The sequence below is a fragment of the Pseudoalteromonas sp. MMG005 genome, from assembly GCF_018101015.1.
Classification (GTDB): Bacteria; Pseudomonadota; Gammaproteobacteria; order Enterobacterales; family Alteromonadaceae; genus Pseudoalteromonas; species Pseudoalteromonas aurantia.
The window spans coordinates 49,394-61,978 of the sequence record NZ_JAGJEK010000025.1 but is presented as its reverse complement, the minus strand read 5'-3'; the positions used below and the strand labels follow the sequence as shown (position 1 = coordinate 61,978).

At 41.0% G+C, this 12,585-nt stretch carries 13 protein-coding genes; 7 read left to right on the top strand and 6 right to left on the bottom strand.

All coding sequences use genetic code 11. The features are described from left to right. Positions 1 to 56: 56 nt before the first annotated feature. From ychF to lolB, 6 genes are all read right to left on the bottom strand, one after another. Positions 57 to 1,148: a redox-regulated ATPase YchF gene (ychF, locus tag J8M01_RS19020; protein WP_211058968.1), complete on the bottom strand. Its 1,092-nt coding sequence runs from the start codon at positions 1,146 to 1,148 to the stop codon at positions 57 to 59. Positions 1,149 to 1,197: 49 nt separating this feature from the next. Further along, positions 1,198 to 1,782: an aminoacyl-tRNA hydrolase gene (gene pth, locus J8M01_RS19015; protein WP_211050849.1), complete on the bottom strand. Its 585-nt coding sequence runs from the start codon at positions 1,780 to 1,782 to the stop codon at positions 1,198 to 1,200. An 18-nt stretch (positions 1,783 to 1,800) separates the two neighbouring features. Continuing rightward, entirely contained in the window at positions 1,801 to 2,415 is a 615-nt protein-coding gene (locus J8M01_RS19010; protein ID WP_210998370.1) for a 50S ribosomal protein L25/general stress protein Ctc, read from the bottom strand. A 175-nt stretch (positions 2,416 to 2,590) separates the two neighbouring features. Next, a complete protein-coding gene (locus J8M01_RS19005) occupies positions 2,591 to 3,538 on the bottom strand; it encodes a ribose-phosphate pyrophosphokinase (protein ID WP_192508208.1) in 948 nt (315 codons plus the stop codon). Between the two features lie 83 nt (positions 3,539 to 3,621). Continuing rightward, complete coding sequence (gene ispE / locus J8M01_RS19000) at positions 3,622 to 4,467, bottom strand: 4-(cytidine 5'-diphospho)-2-C-methyl-D-erythritol kinase (RefSeq protein ID WP_211058967.1); 846 nt, start codon at positions 4,465 to 4,467, stop codon at positions 3,622 to 3,624. A 1-nt stretch (position 4,468) separates the two neighbouring features. Beyond that, positions 4,469 to 5,026 carry a lipoprotein insertase outer membrane protein LolB gene (gene lolB / locus J8M01_RS18995; RefSeq protein WP_247671199.1) on the bottom strand — a complete coding sequence of 186 codons (558 nt, stop codon included), beginning with the start codon at positions 5,024 to 5,026 and terminating at the stop codon, positions 4,469 to 4,471. 110 nt (positions 5,027 to 5,136) lie between these two features. Here lolB and hemA point away from each other — a divergent pair, with 110 nt between their 5' ends. The 7 genes from hemA (at position 5,137) to J8M01_RS18960 (ending at position 12,580) form a co-directional block, all read left to right on the top strand. Next, positions 5,137 to 6,393 (top strand): glutamyl-tRNA reductase, encoded by a 1,257-nt coding sequence (gene hemA / locus J8M01_RS18990; RefSeq protein ID WP_192508206.1) that lies wholly within the window; start codon positions 5,137 to 5,139, stop codon positions 6,391 to 6,393. A gap of 7 nt (positions 6,394 to 6,400) precedes the next feature. Continuing rightward, a complete protein-coding gene (prfA, locus tag J8M01_RS18985) occupies positions 6,401 to 7,486 on the top strand; it encodes a peptide chain release factor 1 (RefSeq protein WP_211050855.1) in 1,086 nt (361 codons plus the stop codon). Positions 7,487 to 7,488: 2 nt separating this feature from the next. After that, positions 7,489 to 8,334 carry a peptide chain release factor N(5)-glutamine methyltransferase gene (gene prmC, locus J8M01_RS18980; protein ID WP_211058965.1) on the top strand — a complete coding sequence of 282 codons (846 nt, stop codon included), beginning with the start codon at positions 7,489 to 7,491 and terminating at the stop codon, positions 8,332 to 8,334. Positions 8,335 to 8,377: 43 nt separating this feature from the next. Beyond that, positions 8,378 to 9,919, top strand: coding sequence for a DUF3369 domain-containing protein (locus J8M01_RS18975; protein ID WP_210998365.1), 1,542 nt, complete (start codon positions 8,378 to 8,380; stop codon positions 9,917 to 9,919). A gap of 22 nt (positions 9,920 to 9,941) precedes the next feature. After that, positions 9,942 to 10,316: a SirB2 family protein gene (locus tag J8M01_RS18970; protein ID WP_192508202.1), complete on the top strand. Its 375-nt coding sequence runs from the start codon at positions 9,942 to 9,944 to the stop codon at positions 10,314 to 10,316. Positions 10,317 to 10,498: 182 nt separating this feature from the next. Next, on the top strand, positions 10,499 to 11,302 hold the full coding sequence (locus J8M01_RS18965) for a tetratricopeptide repeat protein (RefSeq protein ID WP_211058964.1): 804 nt from the start codon (positions 10,499 to 10,501) through the stop codon (positions 11,300 to 11,302). 27 nt (positions 11,303 to 11,329) lie between these two features. Next, positions 11,330 to 12,580 (top strand): DUF819 family protein, encoded by a 1,251-nt coding sequence (locus tag J8M01_RS18960; RefSeq protein ID WP_192508200.1) that lies wholly within the window; start codon positions 11,330 to 11,332, stop codon positions 12,578 to 12,580. Positions 12,581 to 12,585 lie beyond the last annotated feature (5 nt).

The following is a 12,585-nucleotide window of genomic DNA, read 5'->3' as shown; positions in this document are numbered from 1 at the left end:
ACTTAAAAAGCAAAAAGGGCCATAGTTGACCCTTTATATTAAGATTCAATGCTTAATTAAACATTGAATAAGAAGTTTAAGACATCACCATCTTTAACGATGTAATCTTTACCTTCTTGACGCATTTTACCTGCGTCTTTCGAGCCACTTTCACCGCGAAACTCAATGTAATCATCAAATGCGATGGTTTGAGCACGGATAAAACCTCGCTCAAAGTCAGTATGAATTTTACCAGCGGCTTGTGGTGCAGTAGCCCCAACAGGGATGGTCCAAGCACGTACTTCTTTTACACCTGCAGTAAAGTAAGTTTGCAACTTAAGAAGTTCATAGCCACCGCGGATCACAAGGTTAAGTCCTGGTTCTTCTAGACCAAGATCTTCCATAAATTCACGTTTGTCATCTTCTTCTAGTTCAGAAAGCTCAGACTCAATTGCCGCACATACCGGAATAACGACCGCGTCTTCTGCTGCAGCTATTTCACGAACTTTATCTAAGAATGGGTTATTTTCAAAACCATCTTCAGTCACATTGGCAATATACATGGTTGGTTTAATCGTTAGGAAGTTAATGCTTTTTATTGCATCTTTTTCTTCTTTGGTTAGCTCTAATGAGCGCAACGTTAAACCTTCATCAAGGTGCGCTTTTACTTTGACCAAAACATCATTTTGATATTTTGCGTCTTTATCGCCACCTTTGGCTTTTTTTGCATTACGCTGGGCTGCGCGATCTGCGGCATCCATATCAGCAAGTACCAGCTCGGTATTGATAACGTCAATATCATCTGCTGGATCAATAGTACCTGATACGTGAACGATATTTTCATCTTCAAAACAACGGACAACGTGTCCTATTGCATCTGTTTCACGAATATTAGCTAAGAACTGGTTACCTAAGCCTTCACCTTTTGATGCGCCTTTAACCAACCCTGCAATATCTACAAACTCCATTGAAGTTGGGATAATACGCTGTGGATTAACAATTCCAGCAAGTTGGTCTAAACGAGCGTCAGGCACTGGTACTACACCAGTGTTTGGCTCGATTGTACAAAATGGAAAGTTAGCGGCTTCAATGCCGGCTTTGGTTAATGCATTAAATAAGGTGGATTTACCTACATTAGGTAAACCGACAATGCCACATTTAAAACCCATAGTTTTGAACCTTTATGTTACTCAAAAAACCGTAATAACGATGCGTTATTTACGGCTTAAATGAATGTAGTCTGTTTTGTGCTTTTAGCACACCATCTTTCGCTAATATTTCCATACAACGTACAGCTTCATCAACCGCTGCATCAATAACGTCTTGGTCTACTTGAGGGGCTTTTCCTAATACCCAGCCTGTCACTTTATCTCGGTGTCCAGGGTGACCAATACCGATACGAAGTCGCATAAAGTCTTTATTGTTCGCCATTTTGGCGATAATGTCTTTTAAGCCATTATGCCCCCCATGTCCGCCGCCTTTTTTTAATTTAGCAACACCTGGGTCTAAATCCATTTCATCATGTGCAACGAGAATATTCTCAACAGGAATTTTAAAGAAATTCGCTAAGCTGCTCACTGATTTACCACTTAAGTTCATGAAAGTAGTCGGGATTAGTAGTTTAAATTCTTGGTTATTGATGAGTACTTTACCTGTTAGACCGTGGTATTTGGCATCAGGTTTTAGTTGGCAATTATAGCGTCTGGCTAGCTCTTCTATGAACCATGCACCAGCATTGTGACGTGTGTTTTGATATTCGGGGCCTGGATTAGCCAGACCCACAAGCATTTGAATATTATTCAAGGTGCTGACACCTTAAAATTATTCTGCAGCTTCTTCAGCTTCTTCTTCAGAAGCAGCGCCTTTAGGCGCGTTTAGAGTAACAACCGCTTGGTCGTGACCTGCACCTTTAGCAAGCTCAACTGAAGTAACGCCAGCTGGAAGAGTAACGTCTGAAAGGTGAAGAGTAACACCAACTTCTAGTGCAGCTACATCGATTTCGATGAACTCAGGTAGTGCAGCTGGAAGACATGTGATTTCAATTTCAGTTACTTGGTGTGCTACAGTGTTTCCACCTTTAGTTGCCGCATCTTCGTTTAGGAAGTGTACAGGTACTTTAGTGTGGATTTTGTGAGAAGCATCTACACGTTGGAAATCCATGTGCATTACTTTAGGCTTAAATGGGTGACGTTGAATGTCTTTAAGAATTGCTTCAACAGACTCACCAGCGATGTTTAGCGTAAGGATGTGGCTGTAGAAACCTTCATCTTCTTGTGCTTTGATCACTTTGTTGTGCTCAAGAGTAAGCGCTAGCGCTTCTTTATCTGCACCGTAAAGGATCGCTGGAACTTTGTCTGCGTGACGTAGGCGGCGGCTCGCACCCGTACCTAGATCAGCACGTACTTCGGCATTCAATGTGTATAATTCGTTAGACATGATGTCTCCAAAAATAATTTGATTAATATTTTAAGGTACTCGCGACCAAGTACCTCACAACCTAAAAAAGGCGCGCTACTATACCATTGGCATCGCGTAAATAAAACTATAGATACAAAAAAAGCACCCTTTGGGTGCTTTTTATTCTCTTAGAATGTGTCACACATAATAAATATTAGTGTTGGAACATTGCAGAGATAGACTCCTCGTTGCTGATACGGCGAATAGTTTCAGCCAACATATCTGCGAGAGTAAGTACTTTAATGTTATCTAGACTACGTAATTCTTCAGACAGAGGAATTGAATCTGTCACGATAACTTCATCGATGACTGAGTTACGTAAATTTTCAGCTGCCGCACCAGATAATACCGGGTGTGTCGCATAAGCAAATACACGCTTGGCGCCGTGCTCTTTTAATGCTTCTGCGGCTTTACATAAAGTACCGCCAGTATCAATCATGTCGTCGACGATAATACAATCACGGCCAGCAACGTCACCAATAATGTGCATAACTTGTGATACGTTCGCTTGTGGACGACGTTTATCAATAATTGCAAGGTCAGTGTCGTTTAATAACTTGGCGATTGCTCGAGCACGAACAACACCACCGATATCAGGTGATACAACTACAACATCATCGAACTCACGTTCTTTCATGTCATCGAGTAAAACAGGGCTACCGAAAACGTTATCGACAGGTACGTCAAAGAATCCTTGGATTTGTTCTGCGTGAAGATCAGCCGTTAATACACGGTCTACACCAACACTTGATAGGAAGTCTGCAACGACCTTAGCAGTAATTGGTACACGGGCTGAACGTACACGACGGTCTTGACGGGCATACCCAAAGTAAGGGATTACAGCTGTAATACGACCTGCAGAGGCACGACGCAAAGCATCGACCATAACGATAAGTTCCATAAGGTTATCGTTAGTAGGGGCACAAGTTGACTGGATAATGAAAACATCCGATCCGCGTACGTTTTCATTGATTTGAACACTGATTTCGCCGTCGCTAAAACGACCAACTACAGCATCACCTAATTCAATGAATAAACGTTTTGCAACTTTTTGAGCTAACTCAGGTGTTGCGTTACCAGCGAAGAGCTTCATGTCAGGCACGGTAGGGTTCCTCAGGCACTGAATTTTTGGACTAACATGCAATGACAGAGTCAAAACAGGCTAACTTAAACAATATACTTCTACTATTTTAACCAGTTTTCTAACTGCGTATGAGCAGGAGAAATCGTGGTGTTCGGGGCTACAAACCCATGCCAGCATGACGGTAATGAATTGAGCACACGCTGTGCGGCTATTTGTGAATCAAGTTCAACAAAGCAGCACGCCCCTGTTCCCGTCATTCTGGACGGGCCGTATTTTAGCAACCAGAGCAGGGTCTTTTCAACCTCACAATTGAGCTTTTTGACTAAAGCTTCACAATCGTTGCTTGTATCGGCCAGTTTCCAATCCTCAGATAGCTTAGGAGTATTGCGCGGTAATTCAGGATGAGTAAATATTTCAGCGGTACTAATATGTACATTTGGGAAAACGACACAATACCATTTTTTTGGTAAGTTTATGCTTGTTAATTCTTCACCAATCCCTTGTGCTATCGCGGTTTTACCATGAATGAATACCGGCACATCCGCGCCTAAATTGAGTCCTATTTTTGCCAATTCCGCAATGCTTAAGTCACATTGCCAGAGGTGGTTTAAAGTTAATAAAGTGGTTGCTGCATCGGAAGAGCCACCACCTACACCACCACCCATGGGTAATTTTTTAATTAATTTAATATTAATTCCTAAAGGGGTGTTTTTGTAAGGTTGTAACGCTAAAGCCGCTTTATAGATTAAATTATCCTGTTGTGGAATGTCGCTGATATCACCACAAAGTATGATCTCTTTTTCATTTCTTAATGTGAAAGTTAATTCATCACCAAAGTCTAAAAATGTAAATAAGGTTTCCAGCTCGTGATAACCATCAACACGCTGATGGTTGATGTGTAAAAAGAGATTAAGTTTTGCTGGAGCGATAATTGAAACGGGTGTCATATTAAAATTGCCATGTGTTTAACTGAATTTTTATACTGAGATTTTTATGTGTCAATATCATCCGAGAAGGCAGCCACATTTGACGATGTAAACTATATTTTTGATATTTTGCGTGCCACACTTGACCTTGTGGATCGACCCAAGTAGTCGATACTAGTCGTTGTTGAGTATCGTATTCATTTGCATCACTCTCAACGGTGGCCGAGAGCCAAAGAGGGGCTTGGCTCATTGGTAATGTAAAACCGCTTAGGCGTTTTATTAAAGCGCTGCTATTGTCGTCTAGGTATGTTTTTCCATCATAAATGAGTTCACTATGGTTTTGATGCTCTATGAGTTCAAGCAAGCGAGTACCAATAAAGCTGGTGAGAATGAGATGTTGTTTAGCGTTGTCGAATTGCCAGTTAAAATTGGCGGATTGGCGTTCTTTTGGGCTAATAAAAGCCAGCTTTCCTTGAACTTGCCATACTGAATGTTCCTCAAATAGGTTTGAATGCTGAGTATTTTCTGTGTTAATTGGTGATATTTTTTGCGCACATCCGCTGATAAATAAAAAAAACATGAGCAAAATCAAATGAAATTGTGTCAAATGAAGTTCCTTACTTTCCATATTCGATTGAATTTTGGTAAAATTGCCCGCTTTGAAGCAGGGCTCGGGCAATACTGGCATCTATGACCATCATCGCACTTGGTATAAATCACAAAACCGCATCGGTTGAATTACGCGAAAAAGTCGCGTTTTCGCCTGAGCAACTATCAGATGCACTAACGCAACTTGCGCAAAGTGCGCAATTTAAAGAGTCTGTCATTGTCTCGACCTGTAATCGCACCGAGCTCTATTGTAGCCTTGAGAGTGAAAATTCCCAAGCGCTTCTCAGCTGGTTGGCATCCTTTCATAATATTAATGAAGCTCAACTGAGTGATAATATTTATATTCACCATAATAATGATGCCATTAATCATTTAATGCGAGTTGCTTGTGGACTGGATTCTTTGGTGTTAGGTGAACCACAGATCTTGGGGCAAATTAAACAAGCTTATAATACTGCTAAGCATCATAATGGCATTCGCCCAACTTTCGAACGGCTTTTTCAAAAAACCTTTTCAGTCGCTAAACAAGTAAGAACAGAGACTGAAATAGGGGCCAGTGCAGTATCCGTTGCTTATGCCGCGGTGAATTTGGCGAAACATATATACGGCAAACTAGATAAAACGCGAGTGCTTTTGATTGGTGCGGGTGAGACCATTGAATTGGTTGCAAAACATTTGTACCAACATCATCCCAAGTCAATAACGGTGGCAAATAGAACCATTGAACGCGCGCAGGGGTTGGCTGAAGACATTGAAGGAAATGTGATTTCGTTGGCCCAGTTGCCAGAAGAGCTGCATAAGTCAGATATCGTTATTAGCTCAACAGCGAGTACCTTACCCATTATAGGTAAAGGGGTTGTGGAGCAAGCTTTAAAGCAAAGACGTCACAAACCCATGCTACTCATTGATATTGCTGTGCCAAGAGATATTGAGAGTCAGGTTGGGGAATTGGATGCCGCATATTTGTATTCAGTGGATGACTTGCAAACCATTGTCAGTGAAAACATGGCAAGTAGAGAGCAAGCTGCACGTCAAGCACAAAAAATAATAGAAGATAAAACGCGGGAATTTATTCAATGGCAGCGTTCTTTGCAGTCAGTTGATGTAATTCGTGAATATCGCAAAAATGCGCAAGAGGTAAAAAATGAACTGGTTGATAAAGCACTCAATCAGTTACAATCAGGTAAGTCATCAGAAAAAGTCTTGCTGGAATTGGCCAATAAGCTTACCAATCGCTTAACGCATGCGCCAACACGCGCAATTCAAGAGGCGGCTAAGCTGGGTGATATAGAGCAGTTGGCACAACTGAAACAAACATTAGGAATTGAGCAGGAATAATAAGTTAATGAAAGAGTCTGTATATCGTAAGCTAGAGACCTTAACTGAGCGCTATGAAGAAGTACAAGCGATGTTGAGTGATCCCAGTATTATTAGCGATCAAAATCGTTTTCGAGCATTGTCAAAAGAATATTCTGAGTTAGAAGGTGTTGTTAAAACATTTGGTTCGTATCAGCAAGCACAAGAAGATGTGTCAACAGCTGAAGAGATGTTAAAAGATTCGGATCCAGATATGCGAGAAATGGCGCAAGAAGAATATAAAGAGGCGAAAGCATCTATTATTCAGCTTGAAGATGATCTACAAGTGTTAATGTTGCCAAAAGATCCTAAAGATAATAACAACGTGTTTTTGGAGGTGCGTGCTGGTACAGGGGGTGATGAAGCGGCTATTTTTGCGGGAGATCTATTCCGTATGTACAGTCGTTATGCTGAAACGCAAAAGTGGAAAATAGAAATAATCAGCGTTAATGAAGGTGAGCACGGCGGGTACCGTGAAGTGATTGCCAATATTAGTGGCGATGGCGTTTATGGTAAATTAAAGTTTGAATCAGGGGCGCATCGTGTACAACGCGTTCCAGAAACTGAATCTCAAGGTCGCGTTCATACATCTGCATGTACTGTTGCAGTTATGGCCGAGGTGCCAGAAGCGGAAGCGATTCAAATAAATAGTGCCGACCTAAAAGTGGACACATTCCGTGCCTCTGGTGCTGGTGGTCAGCATGTTAATAAAACTGATTCTGCAATACGGATCACCCACCTTCCAACCGGTGTTGTTGTTGAATGTCAAGATGAGCGTTCTCAGCATAAAAACCGTGCTAAAGCTATGTCAGTCTTAGGAGCGCGTTTACAACAAGCTGAAGATGAAAAACGTCAAGCTGCTGAAGCGTCAGAGCGCCGTAATTTAGTTGGAAGCGGAGACCGTTCTGAGCGAATAAGAACGTATAATTATCCTCAGGGCCGTATTACCGATCATCGAATTAACCTGACACTGTATCGTTTGAATGAAATAGTAGCCGGAGAATTAGGTGCCATCGTTGATCCTCTATTGCTAGAACATCAAGCTGATTTACTTGCAGCAATGGGTGATGAATAACTGTGAGTTGCTATACCGTAGCCCAAGCGATAGCTTGGGCCACCTCGGAATTTGCTGATTTATCAGATACCGCTAAGCTCGATGCCGAAGTATTGCTACTCCATATACTTGCAAAACCACGAAGTTATTTATTTGCATGGCCTGACGCACAATTGGTAGATGTGCAATACAATGAGTTTAAAAAATCTGTGGCGCGACGAGTAAAAGGGGAACCAGTTGCACATATTATTGGTGAGAGGGAGTTTTGGAGCTTACCATTAAACGTGAACAGCAGTACTTTGATCCCTCGACCAGATACCGAAACTTTAGTGGAGTATGTATTAAGCCTCACATTCGCTGAAGATGCACAAGTACTTGATTTAGGCACTGGTACGGGCGCAATAGCGCTAGCGTTGGCTTCGGAGATGCCAGCTTGGCAGATCACCGCGGTTGATTTTTCTAATGATGCTGTTGCATTAGCGCAAAGCAATAAACGTAAATTAGCAATTAAAAATGTTACTATTATGCAAAGCGATTGGTATCAGTCTGTCGCTGGACAGCACTTCGATTTAATTGTTAGTAACCCACCCTACATAGAAGCAGACGATATACACCTGACGCAAGGTGATGTACGTTTTGAGCCTTTATCCGCACTGGTTGCGTTAGATGAAGGAATGTCTGACATAAAAAATATTATTGATAAAGGCCGCGATCACTTAAAACCAGGTGGCGTTTTATTAATTGAACATGGTTACCAGCAAGCTATTAAATTGCAGCAGTATTTTGCACAAATGGCGTATACCAATATACTTACTATAAAAGATATGTCAGGCTGTGATCGTGTTACTTTAGCGACTTGGCCTAAGTAAGAATTTACCCCTATAACAACAGTGCGTTTAAAGGATGCAAGCAATGGATGATTTTTTGTTTTCAGATGAGCCAAATGAAGTGGTTGAACAAGAAGCCAGTGGCACTTGGAAAGTCATAATTGTTGATGATGAACCTGAAGTACATGCAGTTACTAAATTGGCATTGAGTGACTTTGAATTTCAGAAAAAGCGGTTAGAATTTCTCAGCGCGTATTCTGGTGAAGAAGCGCGCAAAGTGATAATTGATCATCCAGATGCAGCCATTGTTTTACTCGACGTTGTCATGGAAACTGATGACGCAGGGTTGCAGGTGGCGAAGTATATTCGCGAAACAGCAAAAAATAATCACATTCGAATTATATTAAGAACAGGCCAACCAGGGCAGGCACCTGAACGGCAAGTTATTGTAAATTATGATATCAATGATTATAAATCAAAAACTGAATTAACCGCGCAAAAACTATTTACAGTGGTGATGTCGAGCTTACGTTCATACCGCGATATTTTAGCAATAGATCAATCTCGGCAAGGGTTAGAAAAAATTATTTGTGCGTCGAGGGATATTTTTGCAACACATTCAATAGAGCATTTCATCAAAGGGGTAATGCAACAGCTTACATCTTTGTTGGGAACCGTTGACGAGGCTATTTATGCCACATCATTGGTTGCAAGTAACGAACCTTATCAAAAGAATGATCAACTGATTGTTTTTACCGGTCGTGGGGAATTTGAAGAGTCTGAAGGTAAGCCAATTTCTGAAGTACTTAAACCTGAGCAGTTAGCGGCGTGTAATGAGGCATTGCAGCAAAAAGGTATTATTTATAAAGATAATTATCTCTTTGCTTATTGCTCAAGTGAGTATAACCATAGCTCTATGTTATTTATCTCAGGGATCCCTGAGTTTTTAACAGATACACAAAAACACTTAATCAAAATCTTTACGCAAAATGTACAGTTGGCTTATGAGAATGTGCAGTTGCAGGCTGAAATAGAAGATACACAACAAGAGCTTGTTTATCGACTCAGTGAAGCTCTAGAGTTGCGCTCTACAGAAACGGGTAATCATGTCAAGCGCGTGGCATATATTTGTTATGCGTTAGCACAAGCGTATGGATTAAGTAGCCGAGAAGCGGAGTTGGTGAGAATGGCCTCTCCTTTACATGACGTTGGTAAAGTGGGTATACCGGATGCAATCTTAAATAAACCTGCCAAACTGGGTGATGATGAATGGAAGGTTATGCAAACCCATACGGATAAAGGTTTTCAGATCTTAAAAGACTCTCGTCGTGAGATTGTAAATACAGGCGCAATTATTGCCAGAGATCATCACGAAAAATGGGATGGCACTGGATATCCTTTAGGAAAGAAAGGGGAAGACATACACGTATTTGGTCGTATTGTTGCACTGGCAGACGTTTATGATGCATTACGACATAAGCGTTGTTATAAAGCGCCCTGGGAGGCAGAGCAGGTTGTTGAAGAAATAAATAAACAAAAAGGGCTACATTTTGACCCGAAATTGGTTGATGCATTTAATGAAATCATCGAAGATCTAGAAGCGATTTTAGTACGCTTCCCTGATTAAACACATATAACAACGAGAAATTATGGAATATATTGCCCTAAAGCATACACATGTCATGTTTGCTGTTTTAAGTATCTTATTGTTTTTTACGCGTGCGTTTTCACGATTGAGAACCGGTAAACTCGCTGCACATAAAGGCGTTTTTATTGCGAGCCATAGTATAGATACATTATTGCTCGTATCCGCGGTTGTATTAGCTGTATTTGCTAGTTTAAATCCGGTCAACCAGCCTTGGTTAATGGAAAAAATTATTTTAGTTGTGGTATATATAGCTGCGGGTATTGTAAGTGCAAAGGCTAAAACTAAACGAGTTCAAGTGAGTACTTTATTAATCGCGGTTTGTGCATTACTTGCTGTTGGCTATTTAGCCGGTTCAAAATCAAGCTTTATATTGTAACCCTTTGATGCATAAATGATCGTATATTGTTTATGCATACTCTTATATTTCAACAAATAACAACAATCAACCCCTTACTATGATGTGTACTGTACTGGCGGTAATTTCCATGCTTGGGTCTTTTCTAAAAAGTGGTAAACTAGCCGTTCGATTAAAAAAAATAATGAGAACACTCGGTAGTTATGACTGATACTTGGTTTGAAGAGCGCGAAAGAGCACAAGATTATATATCGCAACAAACACTATTACGCTGTATTGGTGCTGAATCGCATTGGGATGCGCAAGCTGTACTGGAACATAGCTATTGCCAATTAGCCGAATTAGAGTTGCAGGTTGATCAAATCAGTCATAAAGTGCCTGATTTACATCAACGCTTGAGTGCAGTACTTGATGCTTTTTATACACAGTGGCTTTTTTGTGGTAGTGAACAAAATGCACCAGAGCATCAGCTGAATAGTGTGTGTTATGTATTAAAAATGCGCAGTGGTTCACCAACAGCTTTGTCTATTGTGCTTTGCCACCTTTTAGAGCGCGCTGGATTAGCTGCAAATTTAGCGATGGAGCAAGGTGAGGTAATGGTTCACGTCGGCTTTAGCTATGATGAAGGATATATTGTCGAACCCTGTAGTGGTCAACAAACTTGGTATATAGTACCTGAAAATGAGCAGGAAAAGCAGGACGAACCACTGGAAATAGTTACTGGTGATGAAGCTTTTAAACTGTATTTAGCGCAGCAAAAATGGGCGTTTATTGCTGCGGATAAGTTTGGTCACGCATTAAGTTGTGTAGAGCTACTCATGGGCATGCTAGGGGATGATCCTTACGAACGAAGAGATCGAGGATACTTACTGAACCAAATTAACTGCCCTAAGATGGCCAAAGAAGACTTACAGTATTTTGTTGATGAATGTCCAGATGATCCAACAATTGATATTATTGAGCATCAAATATCTGAACTCGCAGATCATAATCATGTATTGCATTAAATAAAAATAAAAACGTGAGAGGGTACAATGCAGGAAAGCAGCGCTTTAGTCACAAATAATGCCGTTATTTTGGGTTTGATCTCAATAATATTAGGATTCGTTTTCTACACATCAAACCTAAAAGAGGGTATGTGGGCCAAATTTTATAAGTATGTTCCCGCTTTATTGATGTGCTATTTTTTACCCTCATTACTAAATACGTTTGGTATCGTTGATGGCAACAATAATGATGTTTATAGTGTTGCTAAGTACTTTCTATTACCCGCCTGTCTTGTTTTACTCACTCTCAGTATCGATCTTAAAGCGGTATCCGAACTTGGAAAAAAAGCCGTTATTATGTTTTTGACCGGCACGGTTGGCGTAGTAATCGGTGGACCTATTGCACTATTAATTACGTCCGCTGCGATGCCTGAGTTATTGGGAGGGGCTGGTCCTGAAGCTGTATGGAGAGGAATGGCAGCGCTTGCAGGGAGCTGGATCGGTGGTGGTGCAAATATGGTCGCCATGAAAGAAATTTATGGGGCTGGTGGAGAGATATTTACTATCATGGTCACGGTTGACATTGTGGTAGCAAACTTGTGGATGGCGGCATTACTTTATATTGCTGGGCGACATAAAGAAATTGATGCGCGTTCAGGTGCGGATACTTCATCAATTGATAGGCTTATCGATAAAGTTCAAAAGTTTGAGCAAGAGCATGCACGAAAGCCTGAATTAAAAGATTTGATGCTACTTATTGCATTTGCGTTTGGTGCCACTGGATTAGCGCATTTTGCAGCCGATTTATTGGTCCCATTTTTTGTGGAGCACTACCCAGAACTTAAAAAGTTTTCTCTACATAGTAAATTGTTTTGGGTTATTGTTTTAGTGACCACAATAGGTTTAGCATTATCGTTTACGAAGGCACGCAATTATGAAGCTGTGGGGGCATCTAAAATTGGCTCCAGCTTTTTGTACATCTTGGTTGCGACCATCGGTTTACATATGGATATTACTAAAATTGTTGAAGCGCCAAAATATGTCGTGATTGGTTTGATATGGATGGCTGTACACATCGGTTTATTGTTTCTTGTCGCTAAGATTATTAAAGCACCTATTTTTTATGTGGCGGTGGGAAGTAAAGCGAATATAGGTGGGGCAGCATCTGCGCCAGTTGTTGCGTCGGCTTTTCACCCAGCCTTGGCACCAGTTGGAGTTTTATTAGCGGTACTTGGCTATGCACTAGGTACCTATATGGCTTGGTTGTGCGGGCAATTATTACGCATAATAGGCAGTTAAGTTGG